Genomic DNA, 21,858 nt, shown 5'->3' with positions numbered 1-21,858 from the left:
TGCTACCGACAGCCACTGCCTGGCAACTCAATTAATTGAAAGCAGAAACTACCTTTGCCGCATGCAGATACCCGTTGTCAACCGCTCCCGCCATCCATTGCCCGAGTACCAAACAGCTCACGCCGCTGGCCTCGACGTTCGAGCCAACCTCGCGGAGTCCGTTACGTTGAAGCCATTGCAACGCGCCTTAATCCCAACGGGTCTGTTTCTGGAAATTCCAGCCGGGTATGAAATGCAGGTGCGGCCTCGGAGCGGGTTGGCGTACAAGCACGGTATTGGTATCGTAAACAGCCCGGGCACCATCGACGCTGATTATCGTGGCGAGTTGAAGGTGCTGTTGGTTAACTTATCCGACACCGAGTTTGTGGTCCAGGATGGGGAGCGTATTGCGCAGCTAGTGGTTGCCCGCCACGAAGTAATTGCTTGGCAGCCAACCGAGGCGCTAAGCGAAACCGCCCGCGGTGCGGGAGGCTATGGCAGCACGGGCGTAAGCTAGTAGTAGCTTACTGGTTTTCGTTTTTGCCATTCCTATTACTGATATTCACCACCCTTCAACGAGTCAACCTTCCCTTCCAACCTTTCAACTATTCAACACATGAGAATCATCGTCCCGATGGCCGGCATGGGCAAGCGCATGCGCCCCCACACGCTTACTGTTCCGAAACCTCTTATTCCGGTTGCAGGCAAACCGATTGTGCAGCGTCTGGTAGAAGATATTGCCAAAGTATGTGGTGAACCGGTGCAGGAAGTGGCCTTTATCATTGGTCGTTTCGGGGCGGAAGTAGAGAAAAGCTTGGTGAAAATTGCCGAATCAGTGGGCGCACAGGGCACAATTCACTATCAGGATGAGCCTCTTGGCACGGCGCACGCTATTCTGTGCGCACAGTCGGCCCTGACTGGCCCAGTGGTGGTGGCTTTTGCTGATACGCTGTTCAAAGCCGACTTTACGCTCGACACCAATGTACCCGGCACTATTTGGGTGCAGAAAGTGGAAGATCCAAAGCCGTTTGGCGTGGTAAAGCTCAACGAGCAAGGCCAGATAACGGACTTCGTGGAGAAGCCCACCGAGTTTGTTTCCGACCTCGCTATTATCGGCATCTACTACTTTCAAGACGGTGAGTACCTGCGCCAGGAGCTCCAGTATTTGCTCGACAACGACATCAAGGACAAAGGCGAGTTCCAACTCACCAACGCCCTCGAAAACATGAAAAACAAGGGCACAACCTTCGTGCCCGGCCGCGTAACCGAATGGCTGGACTGCGGCAACAAAGACGCCACCGTCTACACCAACCAGCGCTACCTGGAGTACTTGCAGGAGCGTGGCGAGCCACTGGTAGCAGAATCTGCGAAAGTGACAAACTCCGTACTCATTCCGCCGGTTTATATCGGTGAGGGCGTTACTATTACCGATTCGGTGGTAGGGCCGCACGTATCTCTTGGCAGTCAAAGCAACGTTCGGAGCTCGGTGGTGTCCAATTCTATTGTGCAGCAGTCGGCAACGGTATTGCACGCCAACGTAACCAATTCCATGATTGGCAACTTTGCCACCGTGGCCAGTACTCCCCAAGACCTAAGCTTGGGCGACTACAATACGTTGCGCGTATGATAATTTCGTAGTTGCTTACGTTATGCAGAGGTGCGGGGCTGGCTCCATTGTTTTGGGTATCTTCACCTCGTTCTGTTTTCCTTGACCGGCGGCTTGTCCCGCACTCCTGCATTCATGCGTAGCGTTTTTCTTTCTTTTTCACTGGCTCTGGGCTTGTTGCTGATTGCCGAGCCAGGCCAGGCCCAGCAACGACCATCTGTGCCCGCCCCCGCCGACAAAGTGCGGGAACCCAAGCCCGGCAAACCTGGTAAGCTTAGCCGCAAAGAGCGGAAAGAATTGGCGCGCCGTGCCGAATTAGAGGAAGCCAGCCAACAGCGCCAGCTATCCGACCGGGACAGAGGCATGAGCGAATCGTTCTTCGTGGACGGCGTGAAATACGTACTACTCGAAGATTACAACAAAGCCTTGGAAAGGTTGCTGAAAGCGTATGCCCTCAACCCGACCAACGCAGCCATTAGCTACAAAATAGCGGAAACCAACCTGCTCAGCGGCAACCTCAAGGATGCCACCAACTTTGCGCAGGCGGCCGTCAAGCTCGACCCCAAGAACGCCTACTATTACCTGCTCCTGGCCCAGATCTACGCGTCGCAAAAGCAGTACGACCAGGCCACGAAAGTGTACGCCCAGCTGATACAAGATGTACCTGATTCCGGGTACTACCTTTTCAATCTAGCTGATTTGTACTTGGCGCAGGGTAAGCTAACCGACGCCCTGGCCACGCTAGAGCGGGCCGAGAAGCAGTTTGGGGCGCTCGATGAGGTGTCGTTCAAGAAGCAGCAGATCTACCTCAAGCAAAACAACCTGGACAAAGCCCTACAAGAAGGCGAAATCCTAATCAAAGCCAATCCCGACGAAATTCGCTACGTGCTAGCGCAGGCGGAGATGTACGCCGCCAACAACCGCCTGCCCGATGCTATTCGGGTGGCGGAACAGGCATTGCGTACTGACCCCGAGAACCCGCAGGCGCACATGATTATGGCCGACGTGTACCGTCAGCAAGGCAACGCGGCGGAGTCGGAAAAGCAAATCAAGCTGGCCTTCGAAAGCCCCGGCCTCGATATCGACGACAAAGTGCGGGTGCTGGTTGATTTCATCAAGCAATTGCCCAACCCCAAGCTAGAGCAAACCGCACTGGACTTGGCGGCCATTACTATCCGGGTGCATCCGAGAGATGCCAAAGCCTATTCTGTAGCCGGCGATATTCAGACGCTGGCTAACCGTAAGAAAGACGCCCGGGACAATTACTTGAAAGCCATCAAATACGACAACACCCGCTACCAGATCTGGCAGCAGGTGGTGCTGATTGATGCCGAGCTCAACCAAACCGACTCCTTACTCACGCACTCCGAGCGGGCGTTGGAGCTGTTTCCCAATCAAGCGCCCCTCTGGTTCTACAACGGCGTGGGCTACATGCTGAAAAAGCAGCCCACCAAAGGGGTAAAGTCGTTGGAGTACGGCCGCAAGCTAGCTACCGACAACCCCGAGCTACTAGCTCAGTTTGATAGTCAACTCGGCGATGCTTACCACGAGCTGAAAGACTTCAAGAAGTCGGACGCGGCTTACGAAGCCGCACTAGCTTTCGATGCCAACAACGCGCAGGCCCTCAACAACTACAGCTACTTCCTCTCCATCAGGGGTGAGAAGCTGGACCGGGCCAAGGAAATGGCGGGCAAGCTAGTGAAGCAATTTCCCGAAAACGACACCTACCTCGACACCTACGCCTGGGTGCTCTACAAACAAAAAGACTACGCGGGGGCCCGCCAGAATCTGGAGAAAGCCTTGCAAACCAGCAAGGATGGCACCGTAATCGAGCACTACGGCGACGTGCTCTATCAGCTCGGCGAGAAAGACAAAGCCCATGCTGAATGGCTGCGCGCTAAGAAAACTGGCGGCGCCTCAGAGCTGATTGACCGCAAGATCAAAGACAAGAAACTGTATGAGTAAACGCATTGCCCTGGGCTTGCTACTAGCCGCTATCGTTCTAGGTAGCTGTAACCGCAAAATATTTCCGACTACCTCCACGAAGCCTGCTTCGACCCGACCGGTACCCGAGGCCATACGGGCTAAAAATGTGGACTTTCGTTTTCTGTCGGCGAAAGGCAAAGCGCAGTTCGAGCAGCAAGGCGGCAACCTCAACATTCGCATCCGCAAAGACAGCGTTATCTGGATTTCGGCTTCCTTGATTGGCTTCGAAGGATTTCGGGCGTACATCACGCAAGACTCGGTGCAGGTGCTCGACAAGCTGCACCGTGAATACTATGCCGGCGACTATGCCTACCTGAGCAAGCGCCTCAACGTGCCCGTCAACTTCGACATGTTGCAGGCCTTGCTACTTGGCAACTATCTGGCCCCTATTAGTGAGCAGACAGCGCCGAGAGTGAGCACAGAAGGTCCCACGCAAAAAGTGAACTACGAGCAAGCAGGCTTGCTCGTGGAGCAGCTACTTGAGCTTGGCCAAGGCCGAGTACAGCAGCTTGCCGTGCGCGACACAACCACGAAAAACACCGTAACCGTAGACTACACAGATTTCCAAGCCTTGGAGCGCAATCCAAGTCCATTTGCCCACACGGCTACTGTAACGCTTCAACAAGGACAAACGGCTCCGTCCAAGCTCACCATTACGTACCGCACTGTTGACGTGGATAAGGAACGGTTGTTGTTCCCCTTCTCCATTCCGAAAGGCTATGCCCGCAAAAAGTAAGCACTGGCTGCTGGTTGTGTTGTTGGCCGCTTGGCTTGGGGTGCCCACGCCCAGCGGTGATGCCCAAGCCCAACAACGCCAACGCACTTCCAGTACTCGCCGCCGTAGCACCCCACCTAAGTCGAAAGCACAGCTTGAGCGTGAGCGGCGTGCTACCTTGCGCCGTATCCGCGAAACCAGCCGTATTCTAGAGCAGACCCAGCGTCAGAAGGAGGCATCCTTGGGCCAGCTGAATGCCTTGAAGGAAAAGCTGACGGTGCAGCAAGGCGTTATCCGCAACATTTCGTCGGAGTTGCGCTACATCGAAACCGATGTGTTGCAGACCGAGCAGCAGGTGCAGAAAACCCGCCAGAGTTTAGAGCAGTTGAAAGCCGAGTACGGCCGCCTGATCTATTCGGCTTCAAAAACTGCCAACAGCTACAACCGCATCATGTTCCTGTTTGCGGCCGAGTCGTTCAACCAGTTCATGTTACGGCTGCGCTATATCCGGCAGTATGCGGAGGTGCGTCAAGCGCAGGCCGCTCAGATTACGGGCACCCAGCAGCGTCTTAGCCAACAGCTGACCGGTCTGCAAACCAAAAAGCAAGAGAAAGGCAGCTTGCTCAACACCCAAGTGGCCGAAAAAAACAACCTGCTGACCATGAAAACTCAGCAGGACCAAGTGGTAACTAAGCTTAGTCAGCAGGAACAAGGTTTGCGCCAAGAATTGGCCGAACGGCAGCAAGCCGTCAGCCGCCTCGACAACCTGATTGCCGAACGGGTACGCGAAGAAATTGCCCGCGCGGCCCGCGTGGCTGCCGCTAAAGCCGCAGCGCGCGCAGCTGCGCGCGAACGAGCTGAGCGTGCCGCCGCTGCGGCTGGCCGCGCTTCCGATGCGCCCTCGCGCACGTATTCGGAAGCGGCCCCCGAAGCTGCTCCCGCTCGTACTGACCGGGTTACGCTTACGCCCGAAACCGCCGAACTATCCTCGTCGTTCGCCGATAACCGGGGCCGGTTGCTGTGGCCGGTGTCGAAGGGCTTTATTTCTCAACGCTTCGGGCGGCACAACCACCCGGTACTCAAGAATGTGGTGGTCGAGAACCGCGGCATTGACATCCAAACCAGTGCCGGCGAGCCGGTACGGGCCATATTCGATGGTAAGGTGCTCACTGTGGCTAACGTGCCTGGCATGAACAACATTGTCATGATTCAGCACGGCGAGTACTTCACGGTGTATGCCAAGCTACGTGGCGTGAGTGTAAGTGAGGGCCAGACGGTGAAGATGCGCCAGCCAATTGGTACGGTATACACCGACGCCGATGGCACCTCCGAAGTGCAGTTTCAAGTATGGCGCAACAGCGCCAACCTAAATCCCGAAAACTGGATTGGCCGTCATTAAATCATTGGTTACTGGTGGCTAGCAGAAGTTAGTTTTTTTGTCTTTTCCTAATATCAATTTATTTAAGCACCGCTCTTGTTGCTGCACTATATATCGAATAATTCTAATTACAAACTCATAACAATAAAACTGTATTCCTTTAGGAATAAGCAAAAAAAACACCGCACAAGATGCGGTGTCTTTCTGAGCTATGAAAACAAACTTAGCTACCAGTATCTCCGGGCTGCACTAAACTCATAAATGAATGCCATGCAGCTAGGCTACTCCGATAACATGACGAAAGATAGACTCTTGGCTAAGCTATATTTATAAAAATTCGCTGAAAGCCCCGTTTTAACCGGCGAATGACGCCTTTTATTAGACTTTATACTGAACCGTTGACGAAGCTTCTCAAATAAGATTTAATCGGCTTAAGAGAGCCGCTTTGTACGAGCTACCAATCGGGACAGACGTGGGATTAACTTGGCGGTCGGAGCCACGCCCAGTATCAACCAGCATGATATCTCCTTCAATGGAAGTGATACGATCAAGGCAGACAATATACTTGCGGTGCACACGGGCAAATTCGCGGAGGGGCAGTTTGGCTTCCAATTCTTTCATGGTGCTATACACCGTGTATCGCTCCCGCGAAGTATAAATATTTACGTAGTCGCCGAGGGCTTCCACATAACGAATATCGTTGGTGTGTACGCGTACCAACTTGTGATCTTGCTTCACGAAGATTTCGTTGCGGCTGCCAACAAACATGGTTTCGGCTGCGTTGTTGGCCATGCGCAGCAGACCTTCAAGTTTTTGCTGCTCCTGTTCGAGTTGCAGACGAGCTCGGCGCAGTTCCAGGTGCGCTACCACTTCGCGGGCCAGAATACGCATGGCGTCGCGCTGCTGGTCGGTGAGGGCGCGAGGCTCGGTGTCGAGAGCACAGATGGTACCTAAGGGCAGGCCCTCGGGCGAAACCAGTGCTGCCCCCGCGTAGAACCGAATGTTGGGGTTGTTGACTACCAATGGGTTTTGCTGAAACAATGGGTCCAGCGTGGTGTCACGCACCTCGAACACATCATCAGAAAGCATGGCATACTGGCAAAAGGCGGCGTCGCGGTGCGTTTCAGAAAACTGTTCTAGCCCAAGGTTGGCTTTAAACCATTGCCGCTCCGCATCTATTAAAGATACGAGCGAGATAGAGGTGCCACAGATGTAAGCAGCCAACCGAACTAAGTCGTCGAAAGCCTTTTCTGGGGGCGTGTCCAGAACGTGGTAATTACGTAGTACTTCGAGCCGTTCATTCTCATCGGGTTGTTGCAACGACGACACCAATGGGCGGGTAATTTTGGCGGCTGGGTTCATTTTTGGCGGCATTCACGGAAAAGTTGACCCTTGACCTTGAATATCAAGACGAGATTCATCTGTGGGCAAACAGGTCTGGCAACTGTAAATAGAATAGGAAACCGATTAACCTGCAATTCCTCTCTTTATACACGTAAAGTTACCCGACGAATCAGGTTTGTATCCAGATGAGTTGAACTTCATGTACGCATCACACTAGGGATTTAGATTGTCACCCAAATGGCACAGAGGGGTACTCGTTACTGTCTCATTTTTAAAATTATGGGGTATCTTTACCAATCCTGCTTAGCATCCGTATGCGTATCTCAGGCTTTCCACTCCAAACCGGCTTATCCAGCCCTTTTCTATGCAGTTTTCCTCGCTTTTTCTGATCGGCAACTTCGGCACGACCGAAATTTTGCTGATCCTGTTTGCTATTATTTTGCTGTTCGGCGCTAAGCGTATTCCGGAACTGTTCCGCGGCATGGGTCAGGGTATCCGGGAGTTCAAGGATGCTTCGAAAGAGGAAAAGCCAGAATACCGCGACCAAACGGCTAACCGTAACCCGAACGAGCCAAATCAGCCACGTTTCTAACTAGCAGACCATTATGCACACGCCACTTTTGTTTCTTGGCGACCTGGGTGGAGGAGAAATCATGCTCATCATGGTTGTCATCCTTATCTTCTTTGGTGCCAACAAGATACCAGAATTAGCTCGGGGGTTAGGCAAAGGCATTCGGGAATTTAAGGATGCTTCGCGCGAAATCCGTAGTGAGTTTGAAAACCACGTAGAGTCGCAGCCGCAGCAGCCTTATCAGCAACAGTTCAATCAGAACTATATTGCGCCTTCAACTCCCGCTCCCGCCCCGGAACATTTGCCCGATGATGCCTACACACAGACGGAATCGACTTACGGCTCGCCCGGCACTTCCCACAATCCGCCCGTAGCTCATCCTACGAATGTGGACCAAATAGCTCCCGCCCCGACGACTGCCGAACGGCCTCGTCTAGACCAAATGTCTTAACTGATTTCTAGAATTTGAGACGCTTTCATTCTCTCACGGAAGTTCGTAACGAGCTGACGGCAGGCAACACGACCTGCCGTCAGCTCGTGGAGTATTACCTAGACAACATCGAGCGGCGGAACGGCCGCTTGAATGCTTTTCTGGAAGTATGGCCCGAAGAAGCTCGCGCCCAGGCCGAGGCAGTGGACGCTAAATTAGCAGCCGGAACGGCCGGCAAACTGGCGGGTATGGTTATTGGTTTGAAGGATGTGCTGGCCTACAAAGACCATTCTTTGCAGAGCAGCAGCCATATCCTCGACGGCTTTAAGTCGCTGTTCACGGCTACGGCAGTGCAGCGACTACTTGACGAAGACGCTATTTTCATTGGCCGCCAGAACTGCGACGAGTTTGCGATGGGCGCCTCCAATGAGTCTTCCTACTTCGGGCCGGTGCGTAATGCTGCAGACGAAGAGCGAGTGTCGGGTGGCTCGTCGGGCGGCTCGGCGGTGGCCGTGCAGGCCGATATGTGTCTGGCCTCAATTGGGTCGGATACGGGTGGGTCGGTGCGTCAGCCAGCGGCTTTCTGTGGGGTTATTGGGTTCAAGCCGACTTACTCGCGCATTTCGCGCTACGGCTTGGTGGCTTATGCTTCGTCGTTCGACCAGATTGGCACGCTAACCCGCTCGGTGGATGATGCGGCGCTACTGCTGGAAGTAATGGCCGGCGCCGACAATTTCGATAGCACCGCCAGCCAGCGCGAAGTACCTGCTTATAGCCAGTTGCTAGAACCGGCTTCGCACTACCGCATCGGCTATATCCGCGACGCGGTGGAACGGCCCGGTCTAAATCCTGAAATCAAGGAAGCCCTAGAAACGAGCCTAGAAGCCCTGCGCAGCCAGGGCCACGTGGTAGACGCGGTGGATTTTCCCTACCTCGACTACATGGTGCCGACTTATTATATTTTAACCACGGCCGAAGCCAGTTCCAACCTCAGCCGCTTCGATGGCGTGAAGTACGGCTACCGCGCCCCGGATGCTACCGACTTGGAGTCGCTCTACAAAAAGACTCGCTCACAGGGTTTTGGCTCGGAGGTACAGCGGCGTATCCTGCTCGGCACGTTCGTGTTGTCGGCCGATTATTACGACGCTTACTATACCAAAGCGCAGCAGGTGCGGCGTTTGATTAAGGAGAAAACCGACGAGCTGCTCCGGCAGTACGACTTTCTAATCTTGCCTACTGCGCCCACTACGGCCTTCCGCATCGGCGAAAACACGCAGGATGCCTTGGCTATGTACCTAGCGGATATATTTACAGTTCAGGCCTCCCTCGCTGGGGTGCCCGCAGTGTCGGTACCGGCCGGTCAGGATTCGACTGGTTTGCCGATTGGCTTGCAGGTGATAAGCGGCGCGTTCCGCGAAGAGCACCTGTTGGCGTTCACTAAGTCGATGACGGAGACTCTAATTCCTGCCATGCCTTAACCCTTGCTGTATTGATGAAAACGTTGTTGCGGCCGGTTCGCGTTGCCTCTACCCTGCTTTTGCTGACTGCTATAACTCGCTCCGCCGCGGGTCAGACGCTCCCCCAACGGACGCCAGAAGTACCTCGTACCAGCAGCCCCGACGACACTACGCAAGTTATTGAATTGCCGCTGCTACTGCCCGATTCGCTGGTGGCAGCCCCCACTCCCATCGATTCAGTACGGCTGGTGTGGCTGCAAACTCCACCTGAGCTGCACGACTTAGTGGGCGACCGGGTGGGATGCATTGAAACCGATGCACCCCACGCGTTTAATCCGTCGGTGATGTCTTTTGTGACCTTGTTCACGGAACGCAACCGCAAATACATGCAGCGCGTGCTAGAACGGGAAAACGTTTATTTTCCCCTTTTCGAAAAGTACTTAGCCAAGTACAATCTGCCCGTTGACCTGAAGTATCTGGCAGTAGTGGAATCAGCTTTGATTCCAACGGCTAAGTCGCACGTGGGAGCTACGGGCTTGTGGCAGTTTATGGGCCCTACGGCCAACGACTTGCGCCTGCGCCGCGACGAGTGGGTGGACGAACGAATGAACCCGGAGAAGTCGACGGAAGCCGCTTGCAAGCACCTGCGCTACCTCTACGGCGTTTTCCACGACTGGGAACTGGTGCTGGCCGCTTACAATTGGGGCGCGGGTAATATGCAGCGCGTGATGCGACGCACCGGCAAAAAGAACTTCTGGGACCTGTACCCCAACCTGCCTCGGGAGACGCGCAATTACGTGCCCACCTTTACGGCTATCATGTACTCGATGAAGTACGCGCAGGCTCACCAGTTGCACTCGCCAGAGTTGAAATACCGCTATGCTGAGGTTATGGACACGGTGCAGATCAACGGCAGACCGGTGGACCTATTGCGTCTTAGCCAGGCTTGCGGCTTGGAAGATTCGTCGGCTTTGCTGCACTACAACCCGGAGTTACGGCACGCTTGGCTGCCGGCGGGTTACCGCTCTTATGCCGTGCAAGTACCTGCCACGGCCAAGCCACAGCTCGCCGTAGTTGACCGCGCCACGCTTTTCGAATACTGCTTGCCGCGCACCGATTTGCCGCAGCCCTTGCCGCCGATGATGGCGCGCCTGAACGGCATAGAGCCTTTCCCGACGCACACGCTGCTGGCGGCTAGTGGAGCTCCGCGCGAAGAAGTGGAACTGGCCCCCCGTTTCCGGCGGGTGTGGCACACCGTACGTCGGGGTGAAACTGTATCCGCAGTGGCGGGCCGCTACGATGTAAGTCCCGCTCAGCTAGCCCGCTGGAACGGTTTGCGCAAAGGCCGCCCCTTGGCACCAGGCAAGCAATTAGTGGTATTTATACCTATAGCTACCCCGGCTTCTCAGCCCGCACCAAGCACCGGAACTCTTGCTAGCACGCGCAAACTACCCGTACCGGCACGCTTGACTTCGCCTGTGGCCAAACCTGGGGTAAGCAGCCAAGTAGCTAGAACAACTCCTGAACCTGCCGATGCCACAGAAACTACCTCGGAAGTAGCCACAGTAAGCAAAGAAACCAGGACTTCTGCCCGTGCAACTCGTAGTGCAGCAGCTCCCTCGGTTGCGCCAGCCATAGAAGCTGTAGAAGCAGTTGAAACCGCAATTGCCGACGATAGCCTACCCACCGAATACGTGGTGCGCAAGGGCGACTACCTCAGCCGCATAGCCGAGGTTCGCGGGTTGAGTGTGAAGCAGGTAATGGAGTGGAACAAACTAACTTCCGCGAAAGTATCACCGGGCCAAAAGCTAGTGTTTGCAGCGCCTATAGAGGAAGAAGCGCCCATCAAGGAGGAAGAAATAGTTGCGGCGGCACCTGCTGCGCAGAAGCCGACTCACGCACCCAAAGCTGCCGCCGTTCAGAAGTCAGTTGCGCAGGAGACCATCCGCAAGGTGCATCTAGTGCAAGCTGGCGACACGCTCTACAATATTTCGCGCCGCTACCAAGGCCTGACGGTAGAACAACTGAAACGGCTTAATAACTTAACCACAGACGAGGTGAAGCCAGGGCAAAAGCTGATTGTGGCCCGGTAGCTTTTCATGAAGTTCTAATTACCTGAAAAGGACAGACTCTCACCTAAACTTTTTCGCTGCTAACAGGCTTACGCAGTGACAATATTCGGTACGTTTCCTATTTGGTTTCCCTTGCTTCTTGTAGTGGAGGTTGTTATAATGGAGGTACTTTTGTTGAATGTGCAGTTTTGTGTTGCTTGTTGAAAAGGGTGTTAGCACTGATCAAGCAACGAAACTACCGCGCAGCATACTAAACCAAAGCCTCTTTTCTCAACCAACCTGATGCCTTCCACCGTTAAGTCCTTTGTTCTGGTTGATACGCCAGAGCCGCACCGCATACGGACCCGTCAAATTGTAAAAGCCCATCCGGAAGTAAAAGAACTGATGACGCGCACGCCCGCTACAGCCCTAATTGGGATAGCCTGCGTAGCGGCACAAGTACTGGTAGCGGCGCTGCTTCGCAACCAGCCTTGGTACGTGGTGGCGTTAGTAGCTTATCTAGTAGGCGCGTTTTTCTCGCATACTTTGTTTGTGGTTATTCACGAAGCGGCGCACAACTTGGTGTTCCGTAAGGTGTGGCAAAACGTGGCGGTGGGCATCGTGGCCAATTTTGCTTCGGTTATCCCAACGGCTATTTCTTTCAAGAACTTCCATATAAAGCACCATGTGTTTCAGGGAGTGCATGAGTTGGATGCCGATTTGCCGGATTGGTACGAGGCCAAGCTGATCAAGAACTACTCGGTAGGCAAGGCCATTTGGCTGTTCTTTTTCCCGCTGTTCCAGGTTATCCGTACCATTCGCTGCCGCGAAGTGGCCGTGTTTGACCGGTACGTGGTGGCCAATATTGCGGCACAATTAGCCTTTGACGCTGCCATTGTGTACTTCTTCGGTTGGATGGCGCTGGGTTATCTATTTCTGAGTTTCTGGTTTTCGGTAGGCCTGCACCCGCTCGGGGCCCGTTGGATTCAGGAACACTATCTCACGTTGGATGAAGGCCAGGAAACCTACAGCTACTACGGCCGGCTGAACGGGGTGAACCTCAACGTAGGCTACCACAACGAGCACCACGACATGCCGTCTATCCCGTGGAACCACTTGCCCCGCCTGAAAGCTTTGGCCCCCGAGTTCTACGAGCCCCTGCTGCATCATCGCTCCTACACCAAGCTGTTCTTGCAGTTTCTATTCGACCAGGAAATCAGCCTCTTCTCGCGTATCACCCGCCGCAGCCGCGGCCGGGCTACGCTCCAAGACAACTCTATTCCTGATAAGCAGCTTGTCGAGGGCGTTTCGGCCTAAAGCAGTAGCCCTCAGCCTCACCGCTGAGGGCTTTTTCATGCGCCCCACCTCGAAAGTCTGTTGGTACCGTGCGGTGCTACATCAAGGGCCGTTTTGCTTTCCTCTAGGAGAAACCTTTTTGCCGGTTTAGCGCTTATACTCGCCAAATTCCGACTCCTCGTTTCATGAAAAAGATACAAGTAGAAATCTGGTCTGATATTCTTTGCCCTTTCTGCTACATCGGCAAGCGGCGGCTGGAAAAGGCGTTGGCTACCTTCGAGCACGCCGGAGACATAGATGTAAAATGGCGCAGCTTTGAATTAGACCCGCAGGCCGATCCGACGCCCGGTGTCAACCAATATGCCCGCTTGGCTAGCAAGTATGGCAAGTCGGAGGAATGGGCCCGGCAGATGAGCGCCAACATGACCCAGATGGCGGCTGAAGAAGGCTTAGCTTTTGATTTCGACCGGGTGGTACCGGCCAACTCGTTGCGGGCCCACCGGCTTGTGCACTTGGCTGCGCAGCACGGCCAACAGGATGCGGCCAAAGAGCGGCTATTCAAAGCCTATCTGGAAGAAGGCCTTGACATCAACGACGTGCCTACCCTGGCGCGCCTCGGTGCCGAGCTGAATTTGCCCGCCGATAAGGTGGAGCAACTAATAAGTTCTGATACTTTCGAGCAGGAAGTGCGGCGCGACGAATACGAAGCCCAACAAATTGGCGTGCGCGGGGTGCCTTACTTTGTCTTCGACGGCAAGTATGCCGTGTCGGGGGCGCAGCCAACCGAGCTATTCAGAGAAGTGCTGGAGAAGGTTTGGGAAGAAGCCCGTCCGCAGCCAGTGGCTATTGGCGGGCTAGAAGGCGCCGCCTGCGACATAGATGGCAATTGCTAAACGAGCAAACTGCCCATTAAACAAAGCCGCCACCTCCTAGGAGGTGGCGGCTTTGTTTAGGGGGTTGCCAGAAATTACTCTGCATGGTCCTGAAAAACAAGAAGCGGGCGTAAGGAATTGGTGGCATCGTAAAGGCGTAGTTCCTTCCCATTGATTTCGTAGCGTACCGTGCGCGGGAGTGCCTCCAGGTATTTGGTTTCCAGGGGAAGGGCAGCACAGGAAATTCTGGTGGAAGCTTGCTGGCTGATGGAGAGCTGTCCGGCGGTACTGCCCTGTGAGAAAGTGCCGCCGAATGAATTGCAGGGAGCAAGACCAGCGGTAGCGTTCTGCTTGGCAAACTGGATGTAGGAACGGTAGGTTTCGGAGTAGCTGGAAACAGCTATGGGCGTTTCTTCTACCTGTACCAGCATCCAGCGGGTATTCAGCAAAGGAGAATTGGGAGTGGTTTCTTCTTCCTCTTGGCAGCTTCCTAGAGAAAATACGGCAGCAACACCAAGGAAACAAAAGGATAACCGACGCATAGTCAAGATTATAAAAAGATGAGAGAGTAACTATCAAAGGGAGCCCAACACGCTTAGAAAGGTTGCAAGCCCCAAAAGCAGCCGCCAACAGCGTGCCTGCGAGCTAAAAAGGGCTGCCAGCACCTCCACAATAAAGCCTAAAACTGCAAGCCCGACGATAACAAGGCATTTTTCCGACCGTACTGACTAGTGATATTTCACTCTCATTTTCAGACTATTATGGCTCAGCTTCAAAGTTTGCAAGATCTTTTCGTCCACGGAATGCAGGCACTGTATAGCGCCGAAACCCTACTGGTGGAAAGCATGCCCCGCATGGTGGAAAACACCCAAAATGAAGAATTAAAAACCGCTTTCACAGTTCACCTCGAAGAAACCCAGCAGCAGATTCAGCGCTTGGAGCAAGCCGCTCAAATGCTAGGCGTCGATCCGAACGGCGAGGAAAACGTGGCACTACAAGGCCTGATTGCGGAAGGCGAAAAACTGATGCAGAAAGATGCTTCGCCCGAGGTACTGGATGCTGCCCTGATTGCCGCAGCCCAAAAAATCGAGCATTACGAAATTGCTGGCTACGGCACAGCGGCGTACTTAGCCGAAGAGCTAGGCTACAACGAGATAGCGCAACTCCTGCAACAAACCCTCGAGGAAGAAAAGAAGACTGACCAACTACTCAACCAGATTGCCAAAAACAGCGTGAATCGCCGCGCCGAACAAGTGTAGGGTAGCAGGTTAAACTCGGTGCTAGCGCTGAGCCACTATTTTCGCGTAGCCACTCTGAGCTAAGCAAGCTTTGGGGTCCTGGATGGCGAGAATAGAGGCCAGCGCTTGCTTTTTGTCGGGGTGCTGTTGTAGTAGGCCTTCATAACTCCGGCTACTTTTTCTGTTTGCTGCGCTTCCCTCAACAACAAGTCGGGGTGAGTGCTAGTCTGGGCTGAGGCGGTGCATGTTGCACTCCACAGCAGCAAAACAAACTTCATGGCAGTTTACTGAGGATGTAGCCGTAAGCTGCGTTACCACAGGAAACCGCTGACTATTCACAGAAAAGCACTGTCTGGACCAGACAGTGCTTTTGCGTTTTACTTGAGATACCGAGGTTAGTGCTACGCAGGCTGCTGTTGCTGCTGCATTTGCTCTAGGCGCTCCGTAATGAAATCTACTTCGTGCGAAACAAGCTCTATGTCAGTGGTGCGTGCGTTCTGGATGGCTTGCTCGGCGTTACGGGCGCCTACCAGGGCCACCGAAATGCCGGGCTGCGCCAGCGTCCAGCGGAGCACCAGTTGGCCTAGTGTAGCGTTTTTGCTTTCCGCCAAAGGCCGGATTTTCTCTAGAAACTCGTTGACGCGGGTTACACTTTCCGGCGTGAATAGGCGGTTGGTAGACCGCAAGTCACTGGCATCGAAGTGCTGTCCAGGCTTCATCTTGCCGGTTAGCAACCCGAGTTGCATGGGACTGTAGGCCAATATAGCCATGTCATGTTTCTGGCAATACGGCACCACGTCCTTCTCGATATCGCGGCGCAACATGCTGTACGGCACCTGATTGGATACGAGCTCCACCGTTTTCAAGGCTTCCTCCATTTGGGTTACCGAGTAGTTGCTCACACCTACGGCACGGATTTTTCCTTGCTCTAGTAAGCGGGCCGCGGCTTCCATCGTCTCGTCGATGGGGGTGGTTACGTCGGGCCAATGCTGCTGATAGAGGTCGATGTAGTCGGTGCCGAGGCGGCGCAGGCTGTCTTCGCACTCTTTGATGATGCTGTCCCGACTGGCGTACTTGTACACGTCGATATCCTGGCCGTCGTTGTTTTTGGTTTTCATGGCGAAGTCGCCTTTCGCCATATCCCAGCGCATCCCGAATTTGGTTAGGATCTGCACCTTGTCGCGGGGCAGGGACTTGATGGCCTCGCCCACAATTTCCTCGCTCAGCCCCTGCCCGTAGATGGGAGCCGTGTCGATGCTGGTCACGCCTAAATTGTAGGAAGCATGAATTGCCCCGACGGCATCATTTTGTTCGGTACCGCCCCACATCCAGCCTCCGGCAGCCCAGCTACCAAACGTGATGCGCGAAACCTCGATACCGCTATTTCCTAGCTTTATGTATTCCATGAGAAGAAATGCTAATATGAAAATGCCGGCTTCATTGCCGGCAGTGTTTTCGTGTTAAATACCTTATCGAGCAGGCCAAGGTTACGGCGCAGCTTGCTTGCTCTGGCAACGAAAGGCTTGTGTTGCTTCGCCAACGCCCGGAATTACCCTATACTTACCGCAATTTAGTGCTACGCTTTCGTTGCTGACAATCACACAAACCGGCCCTAACTGCAAACTGGTTTGGTCGCCAACTATACCTTTTTGTTGAAGTGTCTGCTAGCTATGGGGTTGGCCCCACCTATGAATGGGGCTGCCTGAATTAGTCGTTGCTTGCTATGTCTACTCTGTTAATATGAAACGCTACGTTGTCCTTATTCTGGTGCTCGTGGGCACTTGCCTCTTATCATTAGCATTTCAGGGCCCGCCCGATGCTTTCATTGCCTTGATAATAAAGCAGCTGACTCGGTTCTACGCCAGCACGTACCCCGAGAAAAGCTACTTGCAATTCGACAAAGACACCTACGCCGCTGGCGAAACCGTCTGGTTCAAGGCCTACGCGGTAGAGGGCTCCACCCACCTACCCGACACGCTCAGCCGGATATTGTACGTCGACCTGCTGGCCCCCAACCAAAAAGTAGTGCAACAACGAGTACTATCCTTGAAAGGCGGCACGTCGCCCGGCGACTTCCAGCTAGCCGACAGTTTGAGGCAGGGCACCTATACGGTGCGAGCTTATACCAGTTGGATGCGCAACGCCGGCGCCGAGTACTTTTTCACTCGCCCCCTTACGGTTTGGTCGAGCGCGGCAGCCACGGCCAGCAGACCCGGCCGGCGGGCAGCCACTACCACGCCGCCCGCTTCCAAGGTGCCAGAGGTGCAGTTCTTTCCCGAGGGCGGTCAGTTTGTAGCCGGGCTAGCGAGTACGACAGGCTTCAAAGCCACCGATTCGTACGGAATGGGGGTGGATATACAAGGCGTCATTCAGGACGAAACCAGCCAGCCAGTAGTCGAGTTTCGCAGTGAGCACCTCGGCATGGGGCGGTTTCAGTTCAAGCCCGAAGCGGGGAAGCGCTACGTAGCCGTGGTGCAGCAACCCAACGGGCAACGAGTTCGGCACGAGCTACCAGTGGCCCAGCCTATGGGGTTTACGATGCGGGTCTTGCAGCTGACAAGCAGCTACCAAGTAGCCATTCAGTGCAAGCTACCGCCCAACATCCCGGCCGAGCGCATTACGGTGGTGGGGCACGTGCGGGGGCAGGTGGTGTACGCAGGCCAGGGCGAAATCAGCGAAGGCAACACCTTTTCGACCAGCATTCCCAAAGACCGGTTTCCGAGCGGAGTGGTCCATTTCACGCTCTTCGATAGCAAGCAAGTGGCCCGGTGCGAGCGGCTGACGTTCACCAACGCTAATCCGGGCTTGCGCATCAGCCTGCAACCCGACAAGCCCAGTTACGGCCCCCGCGAGAAGGTGACAGTAAGCGTAACCGTAACCGACGAGGCCGGCCACCCGGCACCGGGGCAGTTCTCCATGGCCGTCAATAACACCGCGCTGGTACCCGCCGACTCCAACGCTACCAATATTCGCACGCATTTGCTGCTCACCTCCGACTTGCACGGCACCGTAGAGCAGCCTGGCTATTACTTCCGCAACCAGAAGCCCGACACCCGCCAAGCCCTTGATAACCTGCTGCTTACGCAAGGCTGGCGACGCTTTGTGTGGAAGCCCCTGCTAGCCAATAAGCTCGGCGCGTTTCCGTACCCGCTGGAGCAGATGCTAAGCTTGAGTGGCCAAGTGTTTGGCAACAAACAAGTACCGGCGGCGGGCATCAAAGTATCGTTGTTTCGTTTTGGGGCGGCGCAGGATATCACGCAGGCCACTACCGACTCGGCAGGACGCTTCCTGTTTATGGGCTTCAGCGGGCGCGATACGGCGCGGTTACTCGTGCAAGTACCGTCGCAGAAAGGTTTGCGCAACCCCAACGTTAAGCTGGACAGACGGGTGGTAGAAACCAGCAAAACGCCGACCCGCCCGCTCCCAGATGCCGCACCGGCCCGGGAACCTTACCTGGTTGGCAGCAAGCGGCAGCAAGTGGTGGAGCGGCAGTACAGCCCCAACGCCAAAACCATCCTGCTCGGCAACGTGACGGTGAAAGGCCGAAAGCCTGTGCAGCCAGATTCGCGCCGCATTTATGGGCAAGCCGATGTAGTGGTGAAGACCAAGGATATTCCGGCCGCCAGCAGCTATACCAACGTGCTGCAACTCTTGCAAGGCCGCGTGGCGGGAGTTGCCGTCACGGGCAACCCGTTCAATATGAACGTGCAAATTCGGGGGCAGGGGACGCCACTGTTTCTAATTGATGGCATTCCCGTTGATGCCACGGCGTTGAACTCTATTCCGGTAACCGACGTGGAAAGCGTGGAAGTACTCAAAGGACCCTCCGCCGCTATTTATGGCTCCCGCGGTGGTGGCGGCGTTATCGCCATCTTCACTAAGCGCGGCAACCCCGACTACGATTTCTCCAACGATTCGCCCTCGCCGGGAATACAGCCCTATACAATGCCGCAGTACTACCAAGCGCGTGAGTTCTATGCGCCTGTCTATGCCAACAGCAAAAACGCTTCAGTACCCGACTTTCGCAGCGCCACCCTCTACTGGGCTCCCACGGTCCGTACCGATGCCAACGGCCAAGCTACCCTCTCGTTCTATACTTCCGAGGAGGCTGGCCCCTTCCGCCTGACGCTTGAAGGGATTTCCAACACTGGCACTCCGGGCCATGGCACCGGTGGCTTTCAAGTGAGCAAATAAATTTTATACCTATTTGCTTAGGATGCCTGGCAAAATAGAACGGTCATGCGGGGCCTCTCGAAGCATGACCGTTCTGGTTGAGGACGCCTCTAAGAGTAGAGGCCTGCATTAAAGAACAACGGTATCCTGCTTCCTGCTACAGCTGCACTCCATAAGTCTGTAACTCGGCGCGTAGCTGCTCGGGCGAGTGGAAATGCACGGTGTGTAACCCCACGGCCTGCGCCGCCAAGATGTTGCGCTCGTTGTCGTCGATAAACACGGCGTATTCGGGCTCGATTCCGTAGCGGGTCAGCAGGAGGTGGTAGAAGTCGGGGAAAGGCTTGCGTGACTTCTCGACGCCCGACACGACAATGCCTTCAAACCAGTGCAGAAACTCGAATTGCTCTAGCGCAATCGGGAAGGTTTCGGCCGACCAGTTGGTGAGGGCGTAGAGGCGGTAGCGGCCACTTGCCCGCAGTTCGGTCAGGACATCGACGGTGCCTTGGATGGCGCCGCCGAGCATCTCCGACCAGCGGCCGTAGAAGTGTTCGATCATCTGACGGTGTTCCGGATGCTTGGCCACCAGGAACGCGGTGGCCTCGGCTAGGCTGCGGCCGGCGTCTTGCTCCTCGTTCCAGTCGGGGGTGGTGACGGTTTCGAGGAAGGTGTTCATTTCCTGCTCGTCGGTGAACAGCTTGCGGTACAGGTAGCGCGGGTTCCAATCGATGAGCACGCCGCCAAGGTCGAAAACGATAATGGTAATCTGGGGAGAAGCAGCCATAGGGGCGAAGTTACAAGTGATGGCCGCGAAAATATGTCTTTCTGCGCCAGTTGCGGCTTAAGGCGCTTGGTGCGCTATAGCATGCCGGTTGCGGCTTTCATCTCGGCTGCTATACAATGCATTTCAATTAAATTAGCCGGCATGAAATTACGCTCAACCGCTATTATCATATCGACGGCTCTGCTTTTGGCGGGCTGCGACGATGATTCTACCCTACCTCAAGCACGACAACTGACTTTCCTAAGAGTATTATGGTGAGTGAAGGGGGCGCCCCCCCTTACACGCTCGGCGAAGTGAGAGTAGGTGAAACGCTGTATCGGGGCACCCAGGCCTCTTTCAGCGTCAGTGGTAAGCTTCAAAGCGGGCCTGTTATTTCTTTGTCTTTTCAGCAAAGCTCTCGGACTACAACTGGCACCGATAAAACGGATGTTGTTACTGCTAGGCTAAACGCTACAATTAATTCCACGCAAGCCAGTGGTACAACCATTCGGGACCCTAAAACAAACACTGTATCAGGCTCCTTCACGAGTGTTTTCCCCAATGGTGTAACCGTGGATGGTACTCTTGATGCCCTGCAGCTGCCATAAGCAACCCAGGTTGCCTGCGCCGCTTAGTAGGCCGTGTTGCTGAAATAAAAAAGCTCGCCTTCGAAAGGCGAGCTTTTTTATTGATATGGCTTTACTATCTATTTAAGCACCAGATAGCTTTTGCCACTAGTCTCAACATCTTGCTTCCGGCAGTACGGCAACCCAGGCATGGCGACACGCACCACATCCCGAACCAAGCGGTCAGGCTTGAAGGAGGCGCTACCGACGCCCTCAAAAGCGAGGCGCCCAGCCAGTTGGTTGCCCCGGCAGTCATGGAGCATCAGGCGTGCCGCCAGCCCTAGCACATTGGGCAAGGGCTAATAAAGCATGGTTTGCCCCGAGAGCACCACATCAACCTCAGGGCTTGCTGCACTTGGTTGAGGCTATGGTCGGTTGTATAAAGCCTTGATGAATGATGAAGGTACGTGGCTTTCCGTGGCTCCGCACGGCCTGGTTCGTTGGGTGCAAACGCTTCACCGAGCTTGAAATTTGCCTCTGCCCGCCGTATGATTTAAGCTCAACACAGTCCGCCAAGTACAACTCTTCTATTGCGCTAAATCCGGCTCCTAAAGCAACAACTCAACTATAACCTCCGGCCTCTTCAAAAGGTATAGCCAGGAAAGCAAATCCCTCACGACACACTTCACAACCACTATGAAAACAACTTTGCACGCGGCTGTTCTGCTGCTAGTTGGGCTGCTGAGCGCCTGTTCATCGGGCGTCACGGTTCAACAAAAACCAGGTATCGACTTCAGCCGCTACCGCACCTACGACTTCGCTAAAACAGACGTCAAATCAGCTGATTCTCAGAACCCGATTTACCAGAGCAGCCTCAACAACGAAATCATTCAGAGCGCTATTAAATCGGAACTAGCCAAACGCGGTATTCAGCAAGTTAAGGGTCGGACCCGGCCCGATTTCTATTTAACGTATCACCTCTATATCGAGGAGGCCGAACGTACTATCCCTAACCCGCCGACGCCGGGATACCTCTATCCTTACACCATGTCGTATCGGGGCCGGTACTTGCCCATTAACTACGGCTACTTCTACACGTCGCCGTTCTATAACACCGGCTATACCACCGAAACCTACAAGGAAGGCACGCTTATTCTCGACTTTATTGATGCCCGCACCCGGAACATGGTATGGCGCGGCTCCATGGCGGACGCCATTAACAACCCGGCCAAAATAGGCCCCGAATTCGCTAGGGCCGCTAAGGATATCCTAGAGAAATTTCCGGTGGGAGAAAAAAACTAACGCCTCCCAAAGCCAACAAAAAGCCTCACTCAGTGTCTGAGTGGGGCTTTTGTTTGGTAGGCTGTTAGGCCCTTTTACTGTGCTGCTTGTCTGCCGAGGCTTGCTCCCGGCTTGTCGCCTTGCGAATAAATAAG

Annotated in this window: 19 protein-coding genes; 14 read left to right on the top strand and 5 right to left on the bottom strand. The window is 54.6% G+C overall.

Going from position 1 to position 21,858, the window contains the following annotated elements; all coding sequences use genetic code 11:
* The first annotated feature begins 61 nt into the window (after positions 1 to 61).
* The 5 genes from dut (at position 62) to ACFE7X_RS01625 (ending at position 5,685) form a co-directional block, all read left to right on the top strand.
* Complete coding sequence (dut, locus tag ACFE7X_RS01645; RefSeq protein ID WP_375433911.1) at positions 62 to 496, top strand: dUTP diphosphatase; 435 nt, start codon at positions 62 to 64, stop codon at positions 494 to 496.
* 99 nt (positions 497 to 595) lie between these two features.
* A complete protein-coding gene (locus ACFE7X_RS01640) occupies positions 596 to 1,606 on the top strand; it encodes a sugar phosphate nucleotidyltransferase (protein WP_375433910.1) in 1,011 nt (336 codons plus the stop codon).
* A 114-nt stretch (positions 1,607 to 1,720) separates the two neighbouring features.
* Positions 1,721 to 3,550 (top strand): tetratricopeptide repeat protein, encoded by a 1,830-nt coding sequence (locus tag ACFE7X_RS01635; RefSeq protein WP_375433909.1) that lies wholly within the window; start codon positions 1,721 to 1,723, stop codon positions 3,548 to 3,550.
* Complete coding sequence (locus ACFE7X_RS01630) at positions 3,543 to 4,307, top strand: DUF4292 domain-containing protein (protein WP_375433908.1); 765 nt, start codon at positions 3,543 to 3,545, stop codon at positions 4,305 to 4,307. The genes ACFE7X_RS01635 and ACFE7X_RS01630 overlap by 8 nt, the downstream gene beginning before the upstream one ends.
* Positions 4,291 to 5,685, top strand: a complete 1,395-nt coding sequence (locus ACFE7X_RS01625; RefSeq protein WP_375433907.1) for a murein hydrolase activator EnvC family protein — start codon at positions 4,291 to 4,293, stop codon at positions 5,683 to 5,685. Before ACFE7X_RS01630 ends, ACFE7X_RS01625 begins: the two co-directional genes overlap by 17 nt.
* Positions 5,686 to 6,075: 390 nt before the next feature.
* On the opposite strand, the gene ACFE7X_RS01620 is transcribed toward ACFE7X_RS01625, so the two are convergent.
* Entirely contained in the window at positions 6,076 to 7,038 is a 963-nt protein-coding gene (locus tag ACFE7X_RS01620; protein ID WP_375433906.1) for a GAF domain-containing DNA-binding protein, read from the bottom strand.
* Positions 7,039 to 7,372: 334 nt separating this feature from the next.
* Between ACFE7X_RS01620 and ACFE7X_RS01615 the strand changes: the two genes are divergently transcribed.
* The 6 genes from ACFE7X_RS01615 (at position 7,373) to ACFE7X_RS01590 (ending at position 13,706) form a co-directional block, all read left to right on the top strand.
* Entirely contained in the window at positions 7,373 to 7,600 is a 228-nt protein-coding gene (locus tag ACFE7X_RS01615) for a twin-arginine translocase TatA/TatE family subunit (protein ID WP_375433905.1), read from the top strand.
* Positions 7,601 to 7,613: 13 nt separating this feature from the next.
* Positions 7,614 to 8,030: a twin-arginine translocase TatA/TatE family subunit gene (tatA, locus tag ACFE7X_RS01610; RefSeq protein WP_375433904.1), complete on the top strand. Its 417-nt coding sequence runs from the start codon at positions 7,614 to 7,616 to the stop codon at positions 8,028 to 8,030.
* Between the two features lie 14 nt (positions 8,031 to 8,044).
* On the top strand, positions 8,045 to 9,487 hold the full coding sequence (gatA, locus tag ACFE7X_RS01605) for an Asp-tRNA(Asn)/Glu-tRNA(Gln) amidotransferase subunit GatA (protein WP_375433903.1): 1,443 nt from the start codon (positions 8,045 to 8,047) through the stop codon (positions 9,485 to 9,487).
* A 14-nt stretch (positions 9,488 to 9,501) separates the two neighbouring features.
* Entirely contained in the window at positions 9,502 to 11,559 is a 2,058-nt protein-coding gene (locus tag ACFE7X_RS01600; RefSeq protein ID WP_375433902.1) for a LysM peptidoglycan-binding domain-containing protein, read from the top strand.
* Positions 11,560 to 11,820: 261 nt separating this feature from the next.
* A complete protein-coding gene (locus tag ACFE7X_RS01595; protein ID WP_375433901.1) occupies positions 11,821 to 12,834 on the top strand; it encodes a fatty acid desaturase in 1,014 nt (337 codons plus the stop codon).
* A gap of 164 nt (positions 12,835 to 12,998) precedes the next feature.
* Positions 12,999 to 13,706, top strand: coding sequence for a DsbA family oxidoreductase (locus tag ACFE7X_RS01590; RefSeq protein ID WP_375433900.1), 708 nt, complete (start codon positions 12,999 to 13,001; stop codon positions 13,704 to 13,706).
* Positions 13,707 to 13,780: 74 nt separating this feature from the next.
* On the opposite strand, the gene ACFE7X_RS01585 is transcribed toward ACFE7X_RS01590, so the two are convergent.
* On the bottom strand, positions 13,781 to 14,134 hold the full coding sequence (locus ACFE7X_RS01585; protein ID WP_375433899.1) for an META domain-containing protein: 354 nt from the start codon (positions 14,132 to 14,134) through the stop codon (positions 13,781 to 13,783).
* Between the two features lie 312 nt (positions 14,135 to 14,446).
* Between ACFE7X_RS01585 and ACFE7X_RS01580 the strand changes: the two genes are divergently transcribed.
* Positions 14,447 to 14,944: a ferritin-like domain-containing protein gene (locus ACFE7X_RS01580; protein WP_375433898.1), complete on the top strand. Its 498-nt coding sequence runs from the start codon at positions 14,447 to 14,449 to the stop codon at positions 14,942 to 14,944.
* A gap of 380 nt (positions 14,945 to 15,324) precedes the next feature.
* Here ACFE7X_RS01580 and ACFE7X_RS01575 read toward each other — a convergent pair whose 3' ends face one another.
* Entirely contained in the window at positions 15,325 to 16,329 is a 1,005-nt protein-coding gene (locus tag ACFE7X_RS01575; RefSeq protein WP_375433897.1) for an aldo/keto reductase, read from the bottom strand.
* Positions 16,330 to 16,663: 334 nt separating this feature from the next.
* Here ACFE7X_RS01575 and ACFE7X_RS01570 point away from each other — a divergent pair, with 334 nt between their 5' ends.
* Positions 16,664 to 19,117: a TonB-dependent receptor plug domain-containing protein gene (locus ACFE7X_RS01570; RefSeq protein WP_375433896.1), complete on the top strand. Its 2,454-nt coding sequence runs from the start codon at positions 16,664 to 16,666 to the stop codon at positions 19,115 to 19,117.
* Between the two features lie 136 nt (positions 19,118 to 19,253).
* On the opposite strand, the gene ACFE7X_RS01565 is transcribed toward ACFE7X_RS01570, so the two are convergent.
* Both ACFE7X_RS01565 and ACFE7X_RS01560 read right to left on the bottom strand, forming a co-directional pair.
* Complete coding sequence (locus ACFE7X_RS01565; RefSeq protein WP_375433895.1) at positions 19,254 to 19,877, bottom strand: HAD family hydrolase; 624 nt, start codon at positions 19,875 to 19,877, stop codon at positions 19,254 to 19,256.
* A gap of 685 nt (positions 19,878 to 20,562) precedes the next feature.
* Entirely contained in the window at positions 20,563 to 20,778 is a 216-nt protein-coding gene (locus tag ACFE7X_RS01560) for a hypothetical protein (protein WP_375433894.1), read from the bottom strand.
* A 340-nt stretch (positions 20,779 to 21,118) separates the two neighbouring features.
* Here ACFE7X_RS01560 and ACFE7X_RS01555 point away from each other — a divergent pair, with 340 nt between their 5' ends.
* A complete protein-coding gene (locus ACFE7X_RS01555) occupies positions 21,119 to 21,724 on the top strand; it encodes a DUF4136 domain-containing protein (RefSeq protein WP_375433893.1) in 606 nt (201 codons plus the stop codon).
* The last annotated feature ends 134 nt before the right edge of the window (positions 21,725 to 21,858 follow it).

It is taken from the genome of uncultured Hymenobacter sp., assembly GCF_964242765.1.
Taxonomy (GTDB): domain Bacteria; phylum Bacteroidota; class Bacteroidia; order Cytophagales; family Hymenobacteraceae; genus Hymenobacter.
This window is presented reverse-complemented; position numbering and strand designations above follow the sequence as displayed.